Origin of the sequence: Amycolatopsis sp. SB7-3 (genome assembly GCF_041021335.1) — a bacterium.
GTDB classification, from domain to species: Bacteria; Actinomycetota; Actinomycetes; order Mycobacteriales; family Pseudonocardiaceae; genus Amycolatopsis; species Amycolatopsis japonica.
Map to the genome: position 1 here is coordinate 2,183,596 of NZ_JBFPJQ010000001.1, position 19,042 is coordinate 2,202,637.

The following is a 19,042-nucleotide window of genomic DNA, read 5'->3' on the forward strand; positions in this document are numbered from 1 at the left end:
GATGTGCTCGCCCGCAACGCGGAATCGCTGTACTGGATCGGCCGGTACGTCGAACGCGCCGATGACACCTCCCGGATCCTCAACGTCTCCGTGCATCAGCTGCTCGAAGACGCGAGCGTCGACCCGGACCACGCGAGCCGCCAGCTGCTCGCCGTCCTCGGCATCTCGCCGGAGGGCATGGACACCCTCGACGTGTGGAAGCTGACCGAGCTGGTCGCCTACGCCAAGGACAATCCGGCGTCGATCGTCGGCTCGATCAACTCGGCCCGCGAGAACACGCGCGGCGCCCGCGAGGTCGTCTCGACCGAGCTGTGGGAATGCCTGAACGCGACGTGGAACGCGGTGCCGGACAGGCAGCGGTACGCGCGCCGCGCCGGACCGCACGCGTTCCTCTCCTTCGTGGAGGAGCGCGCGGCGATGTTCGCCGGGCTCGCCGATTCGACGATGAGCCGCGACGACGGCTGGCTGTTCATGGTGCTCGGGCGCTCGGTCGAACGCGCGGACATGGTGGTGCGGCTGCTGCTTTCGCGGGTGCAGGACAGCGCGTCGTCACCCGGCTGGATCACCGTGCTCCGTTCGGCGGGCGCGCAGGACACCTACCTGCGGACCTATCGCGGCGCGCTCGACGCCGCCCGGGTCGTGCAGTTCCTGTTGCGGGACACGCTCTTCCCGCGTTCGGTGTTCCACGCGTTGCGCCAGGCCGAGGAATGCCTGGAGCGGCTGGATCCCGGCGTCAACTCGCGTGCCAACGAGAAGTCCGAGGCGCTGCGGCAGCTCGGCCGCGCGCGCAGCGAACTGGAGTTCCTGCGGCCGTCGGATCTGCTGGAGGACCTGCCGAAACGGCTCGGCGCCCTGCAGACCTCGATCAAGGACATCGGCGACGCGGTTTCGGTGCAGTACTTCCATTCGTCGCCTTGGGTGGCCTGGAGCGGTGCGGAGGTTTCGCTGTGACCTGGCAGCTTCGGGTGGCCCACCGGACCGGGTACCGGTACGCGACCCCGGCCACGCAGTCGTACAACGAGGCACGGCTGACCCCGCGCTCCGACCGGCGGCAGACCACGGTCGTGAACCGGGTCGAGACGACGCCGGCGACCCGTGCTTACCGGTACACGGACTACTGGGGCACCGTCGTGACCTCGTTCGACCTTCACGCGCCGCACACCGAGTTCACCGTGCTCGCGACGTCGGTGGTCGAGACCGCCGACGAAGGCGAGCCGGTCCGTTCGGCGACATGGAAGGACCTCCGCAGCGACACCGTTGTCGACCACCGCACCGAGTACCTGACGCCGACGCCGTACACGCCACGCGATCCGGAGCTGACGAAGGTCGCGCGTGAACTGCGGAAGGGGCTCGACCCGGCGGAGGCCGTGCTCGCGGTCTGCGAATGGGTCAACCAGCAGCTGAAGTACCAGCCGGGGACGACCGGTGTGCACAGCACGGCGACCGACGCGTGGCGTGCGCGCGAAGGGGTTTGCCAGGACTTCGCGCATGTCACGCTGGTGATGCTGCGCGCGATCGGCGTCCCGGCGCGCTACGTCTCCGGGTATCTGCACACGAAACCGGAGGCGAAACTCGGCGAGACGGTCGAAGGCGAAAGCCACGCCTGGGTCGACGTCTGGACCGGCGGCTGGTGGGCCTACGACCCGACGAACGCGATCCCGGTCGGGCCGCGGCACGTCTGGGTCGCGTACGGCCGCGACTACGCCGACGTGCCACCGCTCAAGGGCATCTTCACCGGTGGCGGTCAGTCCACTTTGGACGTCTCGGTGCAGCTGACCCGGCTGACCTAAGCCCGTCGCCTGAGCAGCAGCCAGAGCAGATAGGCGCCGCCGAGGGCTGCCGCCACGACGCCCGCGGGCAGCAGCGAGGACTCCAGCAGCCGCTGGCCGAGGTAGTCCGCCGCGACGACCAGCGCCGCGCCGACGAAGGCCGAAGCCGCCAGGTTGGGCCCCGGCAGACGCGTCATCCGGCGCGCGAGCTGGGGCGCGGCGAGCGCGATGAACGGCAGCGGCCCGGTCGCGGCGGTGGCGGCGGCGACCAGCGCGACCGCGACCAGCACCAGGGTCAGCCGCACGCGATGGACGTCGACGCCGATACCGGTGGCGGTGTCGTCGCCCATCTCCAGCATGCGCAGCGCGCGGCCGTTGGCGAACACGACCGGGGCGAGCACCGCCACCGCGATCGCCAGCGGCACGAAGAAGCTCCAGTCGCGGCCGGCGAGGTCGCCGACCAGCCAGCCGACGGCCTGCGCGGCGGCTTCGAGGTTCGCCTTCACCAGCAGGTACGAGTTCACGCCGACCAGCACCGCGCTGACCGCGATCCCGAGCAGCACCAGCCGCGAACTCAGCAGACCGTGCGGTGCGCACAAGGCCATCACGACCAGCGCGGTCAGCAGCCCGCCGACCAGCGCGCCAACGGAGACGAGCCCCGGACCGGAGCCGAAGAGCAGCAGGGTCACGATGCCGCCGGTCGCCGAGCCGGTGGTGAAGCCGATGATGTCCGGGCTGCCGAGCGGGTTGCGCGTGATCGTCTGGAAGACCGCGCCTGCCAGCGCCAGCGCGGCCCCGACGAGGATCGCGACCAGCACGCGCGGAAGCCGTCCCATGACGACCAGGTACTGCGCCTTCGTGCCCGAACCCGCGAGGGTGGCGAGCACTTCGCCGGGGCTCATCTCGTAGTCGCCGGTGCCGACGGAAAGCACGACGAGCGTCAGTGTCACCAGGGCCAGCGCGGCGACGACGATCACCGATCGTCCGTCCACACCGGACTCACGGCGGACGAGCGCGGTCATCGGCGCACCGCCTTCAACCGCCGGGCCACGATCACGAACGCGATCCCGCCGACGACGTCGGTCATCACGCCGACCTGGATCTCCCCCGGCGAGCCGAGCAGGCGGCCGAGGACGTCGCAGCCGAGCAGCAGCACCGGCCCGAGCAACGCCGAAATCAGGAGCACCCAGCGTTCGTCCTGGCCGATCAGCGTCCGGACGACGTGCGGGATCATCAGGCCGACGAAGGCGATCGGCCCGCAGGCCGCGGTCGCCGACGCCGAAAGCAGGCCGACGGCGACCATCCCGGCGACGCGGACGAGCGCCGGATTCGCGCCGAGACCGCGTGCCGTGTCCTCGCCGAGCGCCAGCGCGTTCAGCGCGCGGGCCAGCACGATCGCGATCACCACGCCCGCGACGAAGAACGGCAGCAAGACCGACAGCTGATCCAGGTTCCGGTTCACCAGCGAGCCGACCAGCCAGAACCGCATGGCCTGGAGGTTGTGCGTGTTGACCATCTGCATGCCCTGGTTGATCCCGACGAACACCGCCTGGACGGCGACGCCGGCCAGCACCAGCCGGAGCGGGCTCGTGGCGCCGCGTGTCCCGCCGATCACCGAGACCAGCGCGGTTCCCGCGAGCGCCCCGGCGAAGGCGAACCAGACGTACTCGCCGGGCGAAGTCACCGAGAACAGCGTCGAGCCGAGCACGATCGCGACGGCGGCGCCGTGGTTGATGCCGAGCAGACCGGGTTCCGCGACCGGGTTGCGGGTGATCGCCTGCATGAGCGAGCCCGCCAGCGCGAGCGCCATCCCGACCAGGACACCGAGCACCGTGCGGGGCAGGCGATCGTCGCGGACGACGACGTCGTTGTAGCTCCCGTCGTAGGCGAAGAGGGCATGCAGGACTTCGCCGAGCGAGAGACGGTTCGAGCCGAAGCCGATCGACAGCAGGATGACCGCGGCAAGCGCTACCAGCGACCCCGTCAGGACCAGCGCTCTCAAGGAAACGCTGGTTCTCCCGGTTGTGCCGCGCTCCGTGACCTGGACCATGGCGTTCACGATAAGGGAAGGCTAGCCTAACGCCGAACTTCGGTCCCTCGCTGAAAGAAGATCTCCATGCACCTCTCCCGACGCGGCTTTCTCGCCGGCACCGCGGCGCTCGGCGCCACCGGCCTCCTGACCGCCTGCGGCTACCAGGACGAGACGCCCGCGCAAGGAGGGGGCGCGACCTGGTCGTTCACCGACGACCGCGGCCGGAAACTCGAAGGCGAGCGGCCGACGCGGATCGTCGCGCAGGTCACCGCGGCGGCGGCGCTGTGGGACCTCGGCGTGAAGTCGGTCGGGATCTTCGGCCCGTCGAAGTTCGCCGACGGCAAACCGGACCCGCAGGCGGGCGGCGTCGACCTGAACGCGGTGACCTCGCTCGGGAACGTGTGGAACGAGTTCAACTTCGACAAGTTCGTCTCGTTGAATCCGCAGCTGCTGATCAGCGTGATGTACCTCAAGGACCAGATGTGGTACGTCCCGGACACGCAGACGGAGAAGGTCGACAAGGCCGCGCCCAGCGTCGGCGTCCGGCTGCAGGACATCTCGATGCCCGAAGGGATCGCGAAGTTCATCGCGCTCGCGAAGGCGCTCGGCGCCGACACGGAGACTCCGGCGATCAAGGCCGCGAAGGAGGAGTACGAGAAGGCTGACGCCGCGCTCGCCGAGGCGGCGAAGAAGGCCGCTGGACTGAAGATCCTTCTCGTGTCCGCGCAGAAGGACGCCGTCTACGTCTCGAACGCGCCGAAGTTCGCGACCTCGAAGCACTATCAGAGCAAGGGACTCGACTTCGTCACGCCGGAAGCGCCGGACGAGAGCCAGGGCGGCTACTACCAGCAGATCAGCTGGGAGAACATCGGCAAGTACCCGGCCGACGTGATCATGTACGACAACCGCGGCGGTTCGCTCTCGCTCGGCCCGGACGGGCTCGGCGGCGTGCCGACCTGGGCTCAGCTGCCCGCCGTGAAGGCCGGGAAGCTGATCCCGTGGAACAACGAGACGCCGTTCTCCTACCAGCGTTTCACGCCGCAGCTGACGGAACTGACCGCGGCGCTGAACAAGTTCGCCTAGCCCAGGAACTCCCGTAACGCCGCCGCGAGGTCGGCCGGATTCTCCTCGGCCATGTGGTGCCCGGATTCGATCGCGAAGCCGCGGACGTCGTCGGCCCATTCGCGCCACACCGCGATCGGGTCGCCGTACAGCTCGGCCATGTCGTCGCGGCTGGACCACAGCATGAGGACGGGACAGCCGAGCTTCCGCCCGGCCGCCTTGTCGGCGTCGTCGGCTTCGCGGTCGGGCCCGAGCCCGGCGCGGTAGTCCTCCAGCATCGCGTGGACCGTCTCGGGATCGTGGATCGCGCGCAGGAAGTCGGCGTGGTTCTCCGCGCCCATCGCTTCGGGATCGCCGCCGTACCAAGCGTCCGGGTCGGCGTTGATCACCCGCTCGGCGGGTTTCGCGAGCTGGCCGAAGAAGAACCAGTGCCACCATTTCCGCGCGAAGTCCGCGTCGGCCCGTGCGAGCGCCTCACCGATCGGGACGCCGTCGAGGACGACCAGTTTGGTGACCGCTTCGGGATGATCCATGGCCAGCCGATGCGCCACGTAGCTGCCGCGATCGTGCCCGGCGACGGCGAACCGTTCGTGGCCGAGATGCCGCATGAGGGCGACGATGTGCCTGGCCATGGCACGTTTCGAGTGCGCCGAGTGGTCTTCGGCGGTCTCGGGTTTCGAGGACTGGCCGTAGCCGGGGAGATCCGGGCAGACGACGGTGAACGCGTCCGCGAGCCGCGGCGCGACGTCGTACCAGGTGGTGTGGGTGCGGGGATGCCCGTGCAGGAGGACGAGCGGCGGCCCCGATCCGCCGTGGCGGACCCTGAGGGTCACTTCGCCCGTGTCGACGTTTTCGAGCTCGAAGCCTTCGAACATGATCCTCCCGCGCGTGCAATGAAAGGTCCTTTCCTTGCAAATTCTGCTAGGAAAGGACCTTTCATTGCAGCGTGAGCCGGGAGATCAGCTCCGCGCGTGCGCGTCCAGGATGTGCGCGACCGCCTCGGTGACCCGCTGCGCGAAGTCGATGTTCAGCCACTCGTCCGGCACGTGGATGTTCGAGTCCGGCCCGCAGGCGCCGGTGACCACGAACTGCGCGTCCGGGTACTTCTCGCCGAGCAGCCCCATGAACGGGATCGATCCGCCCATACCGAAGCTCTTGTGCGGCTCGCCGAAGACCTCACCGCTGACGTGGTGCAGCACCTCGTCGAGCCACGGCGCGGTGTCCGGCGCGTTCCAGCCGTTCTCCGCCTGGAAGTCACCGAGCTCCACCGAAGCGTCGTACGGCACGTCGGTGGTGAGCACGCGGCGGACCGCCTCCATCGCGGCCTGCGCGTCGGCGGTCGGCGGCAGGCGGAAGCTCAGGGTGAGCGTGGTGCTGTCGCGCAGCACGTTGCCCGCGTCGGCCGGGAGCGGGAAGCCCTCCGCGCCGATCACCGAAAGCGTCGGCCGCCACGAGTTGTTGAGCAGCAGCTCCAGGTCGTCGTCGGACACCGTCCGACCGACCACCGGGAAGAGCGTCTTCGCCGCACCGGGCGCGATCTCGACGACACCGCGAGCATCCTCGACGCGGTTCTCCGGGATGTCGACGCTCAGCTCGGCGAGCTTGATCTCACCGGTCTCGGCGTTCTCGATGCGGTCGAGCAGGACACGCAGGACGCGGAACGAGCTCGCCACGATGCCGCTGGCCATGCCGGAGTGCTGCGCGGACTCGAGCACCTTCACGGTGACGTTGACGTGCAGCATGCCGCGCAGGCTGGTGGTCAGCCACAGGCGCTTGTAGTCGGTGCCGCCGGCGTCGAGGCAGACGACCAGCGATACCGCGCCGAGCTTCTCCTTCAGGTGCTCGACGTAGGCGGGCAGATCCGGGCTGCCGGATTCCTCACCGGTCTCCAGCAGCACGACGGCGCGGGAGTGCTCGCCACCGGCGGCGCGCACGGCTTCGATCGCCGTGGTCGCCGCGTAGCCGGAGTAGCCATCGTCGACCGCGCCGCGGCCGTACAGCCGCCCGTCGCGGATCACCGGCGTCCACGGGTCGAGCCCCTCGGACCAGCCGCCCACCGGGGGCTGTTTGTCGAGGTGCCCGTACATGAGCACGGTGCCCTTGTCGGCGGCTTCGGACGTCGCCGGGATGTCGACGACCAGCAGCGGGCTGCGGCCTTCGAGCTCCACGACCTCGAGCGTCGCGCCGGGGATCTCCCGCGCGGCGATCCAGGAGCGGACGTGCTCGACGGCGGCGGCGAGATGGCCGGTCTTCGCCCACTCGGCGTCGAACGCCGGCGACAGGGCCGGGATCGCCACCAGGCCGGACAGGCTGGGAAGGACGTCGTTCGTCCAGTTCGAAACCACGGTTTCGCGTACGGATTTCTGCTCCACGTCCGCCATCCTGCCACGGGTGCCGGAGAGTGGGATGGATCACAACGGCGGGCACGGATCGTCATCGCCCGCGCCGGACAGGACACCCGTCCGGGTCCGTCGTCCGCTGGTCGGCCCGCGGGTGAATTCCCTACTTTCGGCGGCCCCACACTCGGGCGTCCTAGCATTTTCCCTGATCAGGCACCCTTTCTCAGCAACAAATCAGCATCCGCCACTGACCAAAACGGCATCCGGCATGCCAGGATGTCCGCACGAACCGTCAACGCCGACGGTGACCCAGCGCTTCAGATCCGACGCGCTGGTCCCCGCCGGCGCAGTCACTGTGGCCGCCACAAGTGGCCGCCAGAGGCGCCGACATCAAGGAGAGCAGCGCATGCCGTCCGAACACTGGACGCACCCGGAACCTGGAGACGGTCCCGCCGCCGTAGCGGCGCAACCTTCCCCCGAACAGGTGATCGCCGGTTTGCGAGCAACGAGCGAAGGTGGCGCTGAGCTGACTCAGCTGCTCACCCCCGAAGGCGAACGGGTCTCCTCGCCGCAATTCGACCGCTACGTCGACGACATCGACGCCGAAGCCCTCAAGGGCCTGTACCGCGACATGGTGCTGGTCCGCCGCGCGGACCGCGAGGCCAACGCGATGCAGCGCCAAGGCCAGCTCGGCATCTGGGTGCCGCTGCTCGGGCAGGAGGCCGCGCAGATCGGCTCCGGCCGCGCGCTGCGGAAGGGGGACATGGCGTTCCCCAGCTACCGCGAGCACGGTGTCGCGTACACCCGCGGCGTCGACCTCAAAGAGGTGCTCGGCATCTTCCGCTGCACCGACCACAGTGGCTGGGACTACCAGGCCCACGGCTTCCACCCGTACACCATCGTGATCGGCAACCAGGTGCTCAACGCCGCCGGTTACGCGATGGGCCAGAAGTTCGAAGGCAAGGTCGGCGACGACGACAGCGAAGCGACCATCTGTTACTTCGGTGACGGAGCGACTTCGCAGGGCGACGTGCACGAAGGCTTCGTCTGGGCCGCCGTCTACGACGCGCCGCTCGTGTTCTTCTGCCAGAACAACCAGTGGGCGATCTCCGAGCCCACCGAGCGCCAGTCGCGCCTGCCGCTGTACCAGCGCGCCCGCGGCTACGGCTTCCCCGGCATCCGCGTGGACGGCAACGACGTCCTCGCCTGCCTCGCGGTCTCCCGCTGGGCGCTGGAGGAGTGCCGTCACGGCAACGGCCCGGTGCTGATCGAGGCGTTCACCTACCGGATGGACGCGCACACCACCACCGACGACCCCACCCGCTACCGGCTCTCCGACGAGCTGGAGGAGTGGAAGCTGAAGGACCCGATCGAGCGCGTCCGGGCGTACCTCGCCCGCGGTGGCGGCGCCGACCAGGCGTTCTTCGACCAGGTGCAGGCCGATTCGGACGCGTTCGCGGCCGAGCTGCGCGACTACTGCTTCAACATGCCCGAACCGCCACCGGACCGGATCTTCTCCAACGTGTACGCGGAGTCCACTCCGCTGCTGGACGCGCAGCGTGAAGAGTTCCTGTCCTACATGGACGGTTTCGTCGGGGCGGGGGAGCACTGAAATGGCCGACCTCCAGAAACTCACCATCGGCAAGGCCCTCAACCTCGGCCTCCGGCGCGCCATGGAAGAGGACTCGAAGGTCCTGATCATGGGTGAAGACGTCGGCAAACTCGGCGGCGTCTTCCGCATCACCGACGGCCTGCAGAAGGACTTCGGCGAGCAGCGCGTGCTGGACACGCCGCTGGCCGAGTCGGGCATTATCGGCACCGCGGTCGGCCTCGCCGTCCGCGGTTTCCGCCCGGTGTGCGAAATCCAGTTCGAAGGCTTCATCTTCCCTGGCTTCGACCAGATCTCCAGCCAGGTCGCGAAGCTGCACTACCGGACGCAGGGCAAGATCAAGATGCCCATCGTGATCCGGGTGCCTTTCGGTGGCGGCATCGGCGCGGTCGAGCACCACTCGGAGTCGCCGGAGTCGCTGTTCGCGCACATCCCCGGCCTGAAGGTCGTTTCGGTTTCGAACGCCGTCGACGCCTACTGGGGCATCCAGCAGGCGATCAAGTCCGACGACCCGATCCTGTTCTTCGAGCCGAAGAAGCTGTACCACTCGGGCGCGATGAAGTCCGAGGTCGACACCGACACCACGCCGGACCCGCTGTTCAAGTCCCGCGTCGTCCGCGAAGGAACGACGGCCACCGTCGTCGCGTACGGCCCGTCGGTGAAGGTCGCGCTCGACGCGGCGACCGCCGCCGAGGACGAGGGCAAGTCCCTGGAGGTCATCGACCTGCGGACGCTGTCCCCGCTCGACCTGGAGCCGGTGTTCGAGTCGGTGCGCAAGACCGGGCGGCTCATCGCGCTGAGCGAGGCGCCGTCGGAATCGTCGTTGACTTCGGAGATCGCCGCGCGCGTGCAGCAGGAATGCTTCTACTCGCTGGAAGCCCCCGTGCTGCGGGTGACCGGATTCGACACGCCGTACCCGCCGGCCAAACTCGAGGAGCACTACCTCCCCGACCTGGACCGGGTGCTGCACACCGTCGACCGTTCGCTCGCCTGGTAAGGGGGAAATCGCTGAAATGCCCGAGTACAAACAATTCCCCCTGGCCGACACGGCGGAGGGGCTGACCGAGGCCGACATCATCGCCTGGCAGGTCAAGCCGGGTGACACCGTGACGGTGAACCAGATCGTCGTCGAGGTCGAGACCGCGAAGGCCGCCGTCGAACTGCCCATCCCCTGGGCGGGCGTGATCACCGAACTGCTCGTCGAACCGGGCCAGACGGTGGAGGTCGGCGCGCCGATCCTCACCATCGACGTCGACCCCGGCGGCAAGGCGGCCCCGGCACCCACCGCTCCCGCGGCGGAAGAGCCGGCGGAAGAGGAGATGAAGCCGCTGGTCGGCTACGGCTCCAAGGCCGTCGTCACGCAGCGCCGGGCACGGAAGGGCGCGGCTCCCGCTGCTCCTGCTCCGGTGGCCGCGGCTCCTGCTCCCGTCGCACCTGCCGCGCCTGCGGTCGCTTCGAAGCCGAAGGGCGGGTACGTGCCGCTGGCGAAGCCGCCGGTGCGCAAGCTCGCCAAGGACCTCGGCGTCGATCTGCACGCCCTCACCGGCACCGCCGACGGCGGCGTCATCACGCGTGACGACGTGCAGGCGGCCGCCAACGGTTCGGCCGCACCAGCGGCTTCGTCGTCCACTGTGTCCGATTCGGACAGTGGCTACGACCCGGCGACGCGGGAACGCCGTGTCCCGATCAAGGGCGTCCGCAAGGCCACCGCCGCCGCGATGGTGCAGAGCGCCTACACCGCTCCGCACGTCACGGAGTTCCTGACCATCGACGTCACGCCGATGATGGAATTCCGGGAGAAGCTGAAGAAGTCGCGCGAGTTCGCCGGGGTCAAGGTCACCCCGCTGACCTTCGCGGCGAAGGCCGTCTGCCTGGCGGCCAAGCGCACTCCGGACGTCAACGCGGTGTGGGACGAGGCGGCGCAGGAGATCGTCTACAAGGACTACGTGCACCTCGGGATCGCCGCGGCCACCCCGCGCGGACTCGTCGTGCCCAAGGTCCGTGACGCGGATTCGATGTCGCTGAAGGAACTCGCGATCGCGCTCACCGAGCTGACCGACGTCGCCCGCGAGGGCAAGACCACCCCGGCGGCGATGCTCGGCGGCACGATCACCATCACCAACGTCGGCGTCTTCGGCGTCGACACCGGTACGCCGATCATCAACCCCGGCGAGTCCGCGATCCTGTGCCTCGGCGCGATCAAGGACACCCCGTGGGTGGTCGACGGCGAGATCAAGGTGCGCAAGGTGCTCCAGCTTTCACTGAGCTTCGACCACCGCGTGGTCGACGGGCAGCAGGGCTCGGAGTTCCTGGCCGACGTCGGCGCTCTGCTGGCCGACCCGGCGGTCGCGATCACCTACTGACGTTTCGCGCGTGAAGGCCCCCTTCCCTCGGCTGAGTCGAGGGAAGGGGGCCTTCACGCGCATCTACTTCTTCGGCCCTGGCGGGTAGCGCCACCAGGGCATAGGGCTGGCCGAGGCCGGAACCGACTCCTTCACCAACGCGTTCCGCAAGCCCGCGAGCTTGGCTTGGATCGGCACGATCACGGGGACGTCGGAGCCGAAGTCGAACAGCTCTGGCTCCGGTTCGTGCGAGAAGAACATCCCGTGCGGCAACAGTGTCCCGCCCCATTCCCGGTTTTCCGCGCCGTCCGGCCTGCTCACCTCGACCGAGATCCAGAACGTGATCTTCGCGCCGTCCTTCTTGATCGGTGCCGGTTCGGCCCGCCAGCGGGTGAAGAGGTCCGCGAAGGGCCATTCGCTGGGATTGGCGCTCGCTTCGAGCGGGGTGCCGTGACGCGAATCCGTCGTGACGGCGAAGGTCAGGTCCTGGTCCGGGATCCGGGGATCGATCAGCGGCCCGCCCAGTTCCTCCGTCCAGTTCAAGCCGGCGAATTGCCGTCCGCCGGTGAGGACGGGGAACATCCCCTTCGCGCTGACCGCACCCCATCGCCAATGGGTGTGGAAACAGTGGAAAGCCCCCGGCGAGGACGGCAGGCTGCCGTCCTCGGCCGAAGGGAAGTGGTGGTAATTGTCCCAGGTTTGGAGATCGGGGCCGGTGTCGCGCTTCGTCCGCTCCCGGAGCCCCGGCCCGATCAGGTCGTGATGCAACGGTTTCTCCGCGCCCGCGAACACATCCTGCAGCAGTGGTGGCCTTCCGCCGTGGATGTTCTCGTCGGCGATCGAGAGACTGACATGCTCTTCATCGCGGAACACCCCGCCGAGGTCGTGTCCGTCTCCCTTCCGGTGCAGCGCCAGGTCGAACCGGAGGTCCGCGCGGAAGTACGACGGTCCGGGGAGATTCTCCTTGCCCGGTTTCAGCCGGAACTCCAGCAAGGGGAAGAACCTGGCCGCGCGGAGAACCGAGCCGGGTTCGTGCGCGGGATGTTTCGAGTACGCCCCGAACAGATAGCGCTGGCTGACGGTCAGGACATCGTTGCGGACACCGGGAATCGCGATCTCCGCCTCGTAGTCCACCCCGAGCCCGCCGACCACCGGATAGAGTGCGAAGTCACCGATCGACTGCCCGCCGCGGACGAGTTCGTAGGGCGCGCTTTTCGCGTGCATGTCCTTCCCGAGGACGAAGGCCCGCTTTTTGGCCTTGAGCAGCGGATCCGGTCCGCCCGAACGGATCCGCGGCGGTGGCGCGGCGACCCAGACCCTCGGGAATCGGATGTCGGAGGCCAACGGATAGTCCCGATGCCAGACGGAGTCGAGGATCAGCCCGCCGTCGTCCAGCCGATCGCGGAACTCCCAGCCACCGAAGAATCGCTCAGCCATTCGTGCCCACCACTCTCAGCATCGCTTTCTCCGTGACGTCGTTGACCACGTCCCGGACCCGGGCGACGACGTCCCAGACACCGACCCCCACCCTGGCCGAAGCCCCTCGGGACAGGGAGACGAACTCGGCCGGCGCCAGCGGTGACCACGCCTGCCAGCTGTATTCGAACCGCCCGGAGCCGCCGACCGTGAGCGCTTCGAGGGCGACTCCGCCCGGAAACCGCGTGGGCACCAGGCGCACCGCCATCGAGTGCCCGCTCGCCGGAGAGATCACGGCGAGCTCCTCGCCCCAGCGAATCCAAAAAGGACAGATGGCGTCCCGTTCCTCGTCCTCGTCGCCGCTGAGATAGATGAGCCCCGCCTCCTTCCCGTGTTCGTGAAAGGTCTCCGGATCCGGTGAAGGCAGCCTGGCGACGGTCGTGTCCGCTACGAGCAGACGACAGGTGGATCCGAAGGAGCGGACCACCCCGGCGGCGTCCACCCAGATCTCCACCATCTCCCCGAACACCGGCACCGGCGGCTCGGCCGGAGACGGCCGGAGCGTGCGAGCGAAGCGGCAGACCGTGGTGCCGCCGCGATCGCCACCGCCTTCGGAGCCCGCCCAGGTGTCGAGCAGACGAAGGTCGCCGGGCACGATTCCGGCCAGGCGCCCGTCCTCCGCCGCGAGCCGGCGTCGCGCATCGGCGAGGAACGCCGCCGCGGCCTCACGGGCCTCGATCGGTGACGGCGGTCGAGGCCCGCCCGTCCGGCGGGCGCCGCCGAACCAGAGCGCCCCGCTGGCCGGATGCACCTGAAGCCGGCGCTCCCGCACGTCCGGGAACAGCGCGCGCTGGATCAGTTCGGCCTTGCCGCCGATTTCGGCGGGGTCTCCCGGGCGATAGATCCGGATCGACTCCTTGACCTTCGGCGGCCCGTGCGGCGGTTCGGGCCGCGACGGCGGGACGATCGGCTCGATGAACGGTGCTCCCGGCGGCGGGTCGTGATGGAACACCCGCACCCCTATCGCTGCTGCCCGGTCTTGGGGTCGTACTCGACCTCCACGGCGACGACCTGGTCGGTCGGCAGGACTTCGACCCATTCATCGAAGATCTGGTAGGGCAACGCCGGGCGGAACCCGCCGTCGAGCGGGTCGAAACCGGTTTCGAACACGCGCTCCGTGGCCAGAGTGTTGTCCATGTTCGTATTGGCGGCCTCGAGTTCCTTGGCCAGTTCGTCGAGTACCCATCCGATGGTCTGGCCACGCCAGGTCTCCGGGTCACCCGTCTGCCATTCGTACTGTTTGCCGAGAGCGGCCTCGCCCTCGACATCGGCGCGTTTCAGCCAGTCGATGGCCTTGGTCTCGTGGCCCGGCCGGATCGGGAGCACCACCTTGACCCAGGCGGCGTTGAGGAATTCGTTACGCCGTTCGTCCCCGTCGGACTGGATCAACCAGCCGAGCGAACTTCCGGTGGGCGCCGGGTTCGATTTCTCGGTGATCAGGTAGTTGACGCGGTATTCCGGGTCCTTGACGGGATCGCCCGGCCCGCGGTTCTCCGAGCTGGTGTGGGAATACCAGCTCACCACCGTCTCGCCGTCGATCGGATCCGGCGACTTGTTGTCCCAGTTGTGCGGCGGCACCGGATAGCGGCCCTTGGTGTCCGGCCCCGCCGGGTCGGTGACGTTCATCGGCCGCCAGTAGTCGGGTGCGACGAAGTAGAGCATCCGGTCGACGTCGAACATCTGCCGGATCAGCTCGGCGGCCAGATGTCCGTCCGGGACCTGTTTGTTGAGCTGCTTGACCAGATCCGCGAACACGACCTGGCGTTCCTCCTTGCGGAGTTCCTCCGACGACCGGGCACGGACCTTGCTGACCAGGTCGACCCGGTCACTGACGGCCTGCGCGTACGTGCGGCGCTGGATCACCGCGACCGCGGCCTCGTACTCCTTGAGCGCACGGTCATAGGATCCCTGGTCCGGGTGAGACTCGGGCGGTACCCAAGTCAGCGAGAACGTCAGCGTCATCGAATCGGTGCCCGCCCAGCTGGCTTCGCTCGCCGTCAAGGAGAACTTCCCGCTCTTCGCGTTCTCGGGCCGTACTTCGATGTGGTGCGGGATGAGTTTGGCCGGCCCGCCGTTGCCGTTCTTCGCTTCCAGGACCACGATCCGGTCGCTCAGCTTGTACCCGGGAGCGGGCGGGACGGCCACGAAATCGTTGACCGCGTGGACGTGCTCGTTGTCCTCGTCCTCGTTGTTCATCCACAGCAGGCTTCCGTCCAGCAGATACGTCGCGCCGTTGTGCGGCGGGTTGCTGTTCTCCCGGTGATACCAGCGAAACGGGAAGACGCCGGTGAAGGTGACCGTCTTCTCTTCGAGTGCTGCGAGTGGCTCGGGTTTGCGCAGCGACGAAAGGTCCGGAGCCGGCACCACGTGGACGAGTTCACCGAGCCCCAGTTTCCGGCCGGGCGCCACCGACGGCTTCGGATCCGTTCCTGGCGGCGTGATCCCGCCTGGCCCGAGGAACACCTGCCAGCTCAGCTGCGTGCCGAGATGTTGCATCTGGACACCGACCTTGCGCATTTTGCGTCGCAGCTCGTAGTTGACGAGCTTGTTCGTGGTGTTCTGCACGACGTACCGACGACTGGAGGTGTCCGTGGTCTCCGTGACGGTCTTGAAGGTCGTCTTGAAGTTACGGACGATCTCGCTGCTGACCTTCGAACTCTGCGTCCGGCTGTGCTTGTGGGTCTGTTCCGACGATTTGCCGGTCGACGTGGTCGTGCTGAACGTCGTGCTGACGTCGCCGTGATAGATCCCCGCGAACTTGGCCCCGGCGCTGGCACTCGCGCCGAGTGTGGTGTCGTTCGCGTTGTCCTCCTTGACCGCGTCCGCGACGTCGGTCTGTTCGGTCAGGCTCTCCTCGACCCGGCGCGTCGTCTGCTCGGACTGCTCGGCCGTCCGTTCGGTCAGCGTGCGGCGTGAGCTCGTTTCGACGACCTCGACGGTGCCGCCGGGGCTCAGCCAAAGATGCCCGGCGGGAACACCGAGGAAGGTGTCGAACTCGAAGAAGTACTCGCGGAACAGGTTGACGAGGCCGACCGGCGAAAGGATCCCTTCGACGGGTGCTTCGTCCGCCAGCGCCGCGACGGCCGCACCAGGCACCCGCTCCCCGGCGAAGCGTTCCGAACTCTGCGCACCCATCCAGCCCACGAGCGGCTGGTAGACACCGAAGACCTCGCTCGCGTACGGGTAGGTACCGGCGAAGTCGGCGACGGGCCGCCCGGTGAAGACCTGTCCTGCCGGCGAAGGCAGCGACTGAACGTTCGCGACCGTGCCTCCCACGGTCTTCGCGAACGGCACCACACTCCACGGCCGCCCCGCCCCGGACGCGGCGACGAGGAAGAGCTCACGTTCGGTCTGTGCGGCAGGTGCGACGAAGGAGATCGTCTGGGTCCCGTTCGGCGAGCTGATCACCTTGCCCGCGTACTGGCGGCTGATTGTCGTGTCCTTCTCGAGGAACGCTCCGTTCAGCGCGGTGACATCCGGATACCGGCGAGGATCCTGGACATCGACCTCGGCAGCCAGCGCCAGCGCGAACCGCTGGTTCACGCCGATGAAGTCGCCGGGCGAGCCCTGCAGGGTGTAGGTCCAGACGTGATAGTGCGCGTTCGGGCCGCTGGTGGACAGCGGCACCTTTCCGGTGAACGTCACGGTCAATGGCACGGTGTTCCGCCCCTCGTCGATCTTCGCTGAATCGATGTCCATGCTTCAGCGGGCGGATCTTTCGAGCAGTGGACGGAGGGTTCGCCCAAAGGGCTTGATCGACCGCCCGTTGGTGCGGCGAGCCGGGTCGCGCCTTATTCGCTTGACGGAGTGAGCGCTCACTCCGCACACTGGACGCATGACAGAAACCACCGCCCGGCGGAGAGCGCCGGGGATGAGCGCCGACGAGCGGCGCCGGATGATCGTCCAGTCCGTGCTGCCCTTACTGGTGGAGCACGGGGCCGGTGTCACGTCGAGCCAGATCGCGCGCGCCGCGGGCATCGGCGAAGGCACCGTCTTCCGCGTGTTCAAGGACAAGGACGAACTGTTCGCCACCTGCTTCGCCGAAGCGCTGAAGCCCGACCAGGTACTCGACGCGATCGCGGTCATCGACCTCGAACAGCCCCTCGACGACAGGCTCATCGAGGCGGCCGACGCGCTCAGCGCGCACCTCCAGCGGATGGGCGCGCTCATGGCGGTCATGCACGGTTCCGGCAAGCGTCCGGAGCATCGCCATGACGATCGCCGAGACCGGCGCAAGGAGTCGATGAGCGTGATGCGCGACGCCATGGCCGAACTGTTCGAGCCGGAGAAGGACCGGCTCCGCCTGCCACCGTCGCAGTCCGCGGCGCTCTTCCTGTCGCTGCTGTTCAGCGGCCGGATCCGGTTCAGCGAGACCGGTGACGAGCCCACCACGATGGAGCTCGTCGACGTGTTCCTCAACGGCGCCTTGGCGGCCGCGTGATCGGCCCGCCCGGTGGGGGAGGCGGCCTGGAGCTGTTCATGGCCCGCGGCGGCAGGCGCCGTCGTCCGCCGTCGACGGTGCCCGACAGTGGGCTGACCGGCCCGGTCGACATCCCGGAGCCCGAACCCGAAGCCGTCCCGAAAGACCTCAAGTCCCGGCTCAACCGCATGTGGGTCAACGTCGCGGGGACGGTTCGCGGCCTGCCGAAGGTCGCGAAGCTGACCTGGCAGGCAAGCCCGGTGCTGACCATCGTGATCACCCTGGTGACACTGCTTTCCGGTCTCCTCCCGACGGCGACCGCGTACATCGCGAAGCTGCTGATCGACTCGGTGGTCGCGGCGATCCAGGGACACGGAACGAAGAGCGCGATCGTCGGTGTCGCCCTCTTCCAATTCGGCATCCTCGTGCTCACCGCGGTTTCGCAGGCGCTGACCACCTATGGCCAGTCGCTGCTGCAGGAACGGATGACGCTGACCATCCGCCACCAGGTGATGGACCACGCGAGCAAACTGCATCTTTCGTACTTCGAGGGTTCCGCGTCCTACGACATGCTGCGCCAAGCCGCGCAGGAGGCGCCGACCCGGCCGCTGTCGATGATGAACTCCGCCTTGGGCCTGGTCCGGACCGTGATCACCTTCGGTAGCATGATCGCGCTGCTCGTCTCGATCAGCCCGCTGCTGGCGCTCGTCGCCCTCTTGGCGCCGATCCCCGCGTTCATCTCGCAGTCGAAGTACGGCGCCCGCGCCTTCTGGCTGACGTTGATGATGTCGCCGCTGAAACGGCGGATGGATTATCTGTCCTCTTTGGTCACCACCGACACGTATGCCAAGGAGACCAAGCTCTTCGGTCTCGGCCCGTACTTCGTCGACCGGTTCCAGCGGCTCGGGCAGGTCTTCTACGACCGTCAGCGGACACTGACCCGCAAGCGCAGCGTCAGCTCGACATCGTGGGGTCTGCTCAGCACCGCCGCCGGTTCCGCGATCGCGTTGTACATCGCGTTGGAGGCCGTCGGCGGCAGGCTCACCCTCGGCGACCTCGCGCTGTACACGGCGGCCGCGGCGTCGGTGCAGACATCCGTCCAGGGTCTGTTCACCGCGTTTTCCGGGATGTACGAGAACAATCTCTATCTCGACACGCTGTATCGCTTCCTCGGGACGAAACCGGAGATCGTCGCGCCACCCGAGCCGCGACCGCTTCCGTCCACTGTGGAGGGACACATCCAGTTCGAGGAAGTGTCCTTCACCTATCCAGGAGCAGCCGATCCCGCACTCGACGGCGTGAGCTTCGAGATCCGGCCGGGTGAAACGGTCGCCGTCGTCGGCCGCAACGGGGCCGGGAAGTCGACACTGTTCAAACTGTTGTGCCGGCTGTACGACCCGACGGGTGGGCGGATCCTGCTCGACGGCGTCGACATCCGCGAATACGACCCGGTGGCACTGCGGCGACAGATCAGCGCGATGTTCCAGGATTACGTGACCTACCAGGGCACCGCCGCCGAGAACATCGGACTCGGCGACCTGACGCACCTCGTCGACCGCGAACGGATCGAGACGTCGGCGAAACGCGCCGGCGCCGACGAGCGGATCGAGCGCCTGCCCAGCGGGTACGACAGCCCGCTCGGGCGCTGGTTCGACCAGGGCGTCAGCCTGTCCGGCGGCGAATGGCAGAAGATCGCGCTGGCCAGGGCGTTCCTGCGGGAAGCGCCGATCCTGATCCTCGACGAACCGACGTCCGCGCTGGACGCCCAAGCCGAGCACGACCTGTTCTCGCGGCTGCGGGAGCTTTCGGAGGGGCGCACGACGCTGTACATCTCGCACCGGTTCTCCACCGTGCGGCAGGCGGAGCGGATCCTGTTGCTGGAGCAAGGAAAGGTCGCCGAATACGGGACACACGACGAGCTGATGGCGGCGGAGGGGGGCTACGCCGAACTGTTCACCCTGCAGGCGGCCGCATACCTCGACGAGGCTTGAGC

Annotated in this window: 15 protein-coding genes; 8 read left to right on the forward strand and 7 right to left on the reverse strand. The window is 68.2% G+C overall.

Going from position 1 to position 19,042, the window contains the following annotated elements:
- The first annotated feature begins 3 nt into the window (after positions 1 to 3).
- Positions 4 to 951, forward strand: a complete 948-nt coding sequence (locus AB8M46_RS10730) for an alpha-E domain-containing protein (RefSeq protein ID WP_016338202.1) — start codon at positions 4 to 6, stop codon at positions 949 to 951.
- Positions 948 to 1,790 carry a transglutaminase family protein gene (locus AB8M46_RS10735; RefSeq protein WP_037334373.1) on the forward strand — a complete coding sequence of 281 codons (843 nt, stop codon included), beginning with the start codon at positions 948 to 950 and terminating at the stop codon, positions 1,788 to 1,790. Before AB8M46_RS10730 ends, AB8M46_RS10735 begins: the two co-directional genes overlap by 4 nt.
- On the opposite strand, the gene AB8M46_RS10740 is transcribed toward AB8M46_RS10735, so the two are convergent.
- Together AB8M46_RS10740 and AB8M46_RS10745 are read right to left on the reverse strand one after the other, a co-directional pair.
- A complete protein-coding gene (locus AB8M46_RS10740; RefSeq protein WP_350596502.1) occupies positions 1,787 to 2,791 on the reverse strand; it encodes an iron chelate uptake ABC transporter family permease subunit in 1,005 nt (334 codons plus the stop codon). The two genes, AB8M46_RS10735 and AB8M46_RS10740, sit on opposite strands and share 4 nt — an antisense overlap.
- Positions 2,788 to 3,819, reverse strand: a complete 1,032-nt coding sequence (locus tag AB8M46_RS10745) for an iron ABC transporter permease (RefSeq protein WP_037336159.1) — start codon at positions 3,817 to 3,819, stop codon at positions 2,788 to 2,790. The genes AB8M46_RS10740 and AB8M46_RS10745 overlap by 4 nt, the downstream gene beginning before the upstream one ends.
- A 66-nt stretch (positions 3,820 to 3,885) precedes the next feature.
- On the opposite strand from AB8M46_RS10745, the gene AB8M46_RS10750 reads away from it, so the two are divergent.
- Complete coding sequence (locus AB8M46_RS10750) at positions 3,886 to 4,884, forward strand: ABC transporter substrate-binding protein (RefSeq protein WP_394360196.1); 999 nt, start codon at positions 3,886 to 3,888, stop codon at positions 4,882 to 4,884.
- On the opposite strand, the gene AB8M46_RS10755 is transcribed toward AB8M46_RS10750, so the two are convergent.
- Positions 4,881 to 5,738, reverse strand: a complete 858-nt coding sequence (locus AB8M46_RS10755) for an alpha/beta fold hydrolase (protein WP_037334364.1) — start codon at positions 5,736 to 5,738, stop codon at positions 4,881 to 4,883. The genes AB8M46_RS10750 and AB8M46_RS10755 overlap by 4 nt on opposite strands.
- Before the next feature lie 84 nt (positions 5,739 to 5,822).
- Complete coding sequence (locus AB8M46_RS10760) at positions 5,823 to 7,235, reverse strand: M20/M25/M40 family metallo-hydrolase (RefSeq protein WP_360957118.1); 1,413 nt, start codon at positions 7,233 to 7,235, stop codon at positions 5,823 to 5,825.
- Positions 7,236 to 7,608: 373 nt separating this feature from the next.
- Between AB8M46_RS10760 and pdhA the strand changes: the two genes are divergently transcribed.
- The 3 genes from pdhA to AB8M46_RS10775 are packed head-to-tail and all read left to right on the forward strand — an operon-like array spanning position 7,609 to position 11,174.
- On the forward strand, positions 7,609 to 8,814 hold the full coding sequence (gene pdhA, locus AB8M46_RS10765; RefSeq protein ID WP_037334358.1) for a pyruvate dehydrogenase (acetyl-transferring) E1 component subunit alpha: 1,206 nt from the start codon (positions 7,609 to 7,611) through the stop codon (positions 8,812 to 8,814).
- A 1-nt stretch (position 8,815) separates the two neighbouring features.
- On the forward strand, positions 8,816 to 9,808 hold the full coding sequence (locus AB8M46_RS10770; RefSeq protein ID WP_394360197.1) for an alpha-ketoacid dehydrogenase subunit beta: 993 nt from the start codon (positions 8,816 to 8,818) through the stop codon (positions 9,806 to 9,808).
- A gap of 16 nt (positions 9,809 to 9,824) precedes the next feature.
- A complete protein-coding gene (locus AB8M46_RS10775) occupies positions 9,825 to 11,174 on the forward strand; it encodes a dihydrolipoamide acetyltransferase family protein (RefSeq protein WP_394360198.1) in 1,350 nt (449 codons plus the stop codon).
- 63 nt (positions 11,175 to 11,237) lie between these two features.
- Here AB8M46_RS10775 and AB8M46_RS10780 read toward each other — a convergent pair whose 3' ends face one another.
- The 3 genes from AB8M46_RS10780 to AB8M46_RS10790 are packed head-to-tail and all read right to left on the reverse strand — an operon-like array spanning position 11,238 to position 16,328.
- On the reverse strand, positions 11,238 to 12,590 hold the full coding sequence (locus AB8M46_RS10780) for a hypothetical protein (protein WP_394360199.1): 1,353 nt from the start codon (positions 12,588 to 12,590) through the stop codon (positions 11,238 to 11,240).
- Entirely contained in the window at positions 12,583 to 13,581 is a 999-nt protein-coding gene (locus tag AB8M46_RS10785; protein WP_394360200.1) for a hypothetical protein, read from the reverse strand. The genes AB8M46_RS10780 and AB8M46_RS10785 overlap by 8 nt, the downstream gene beginning before the upstream one ends.
- An 8-nt stretch (positions 13,582 to 13,589) precedes the next feature.
- Complete coding sequence (locus AB8M46_RS10790) at positions 13,590 to 16,328, reverse strand: hypothetical protein (protein ID WP_394360201.1); 2,739 nt, start codon at positions 16,326 to 16,328, stop codon at positions 13,590 to 13,592.
- Positions 16,329 to 16,500: 172 nt separating this feature from the next.
- Between AB8M46_RS10790 and AB8M46_RS10795 the strand changes: the two genes are divergently transcribed.
- Positions 16,501 to 17,070, forward strand: a complete 570-nt coding sequence (locus AB8M46_RS10795; protein ID WP_125733640.1) for a TetR/AcrR family transcriptional regulator — start codon at positions 16,501 to 16,503, stop codon at positions 17,068 to 17,070.
- Positions 17,071 to 17,096: 26 nt separating this feature from the next.
- Complete coding sequence (locus AB8M46_RS10800) at positions 17,097 to 19,040, forward strand: ABC transporter ATP-binding protein (protein WP_394360880.1); 1,944 nt, start codon at positions 17,097 to 17,099, stop codon at positions 19,038 to 19,040.
- The last annotated feature ends 2 nt before the right edge of the window (positions 19,041 to 19,042 follow it).

Excerpts from the sequence above, each read along its gene's own strand:
- AB8M46_RS10740 (WP_350596502.1), bottom strand. The coding sequence starts at position 2,791 with ATGACCGCGCTCGTCCGCCGTGAGTCCGGTGTGGACGGACGATCGGTG.
- AB8M46_RS10775 (WP_394360198.1), top strand. The coding sequence starts at position 9,825 with ATGCCCGAGTACAAACAATTCCCCCTGGCCGACACGGCGGAGGGGCTG.
- AB8M46_RS10780 (WP_394360199.1), bottom strand. The coding sequence starts at position 12,590 with ATGGCTGAGCGATTCTTCGGTGGCTGGGAGTTCCGCGATCGGCTGGAC.
- AB8M46_RS10745 (WP_037336159.1), bottom strand. The coding sequence starts at position 3,819 with ATGGTCCAGGTCACGGAGCGCGGCACAACCGGGAGAACCAGCGTTTCC.
- AB8M46_RS10795 (WP_125733640.1), top strand. The coding sequence starts at position 16,501 with ATGAGCGCCGACGAGCGGCGCCGGATGATCGTCCAGTCCGTGCTGCCC.
- AB8M46_RS10750 (WP_394360196.1), top strand. The coding sequence starts at position 3,886 with ATGCACCTCTCCCGACGCGGCTTTCTCGCCGGCACCGCGGCGCTCGGC.
- AB8M46_RS10790 (WP_394360201.1), bottom strand. The coding sequence starts at position 16,328 with ATGGACATCGATTCAGCGAAGATCGACGAGGGGCGGAACACCGTGCCA.
- AB8M46_RS10770 (WP_394360197.1), top strand. The coding sequence starts at position 8,816 with ATGGCCGACCTCCAGAAACTCACCATCGGCAAGGCCCTCAACCTCGGC.
- AB8M46_RS10755 (WP_037334364.1), bottom strand. The coding sequence starts at position 5,738 with ATGTTCGAAGGCTTCGAGCTCGAAAACGTCGACACGGGCGAAGTGACC.
- pdhA (WP_037334358.1), top strand. The coding sequence starts at position 7,609 with ATGCCGTCCGAACACTGGACGCACCCGGAACCTGGAGACGGTCCCGCC.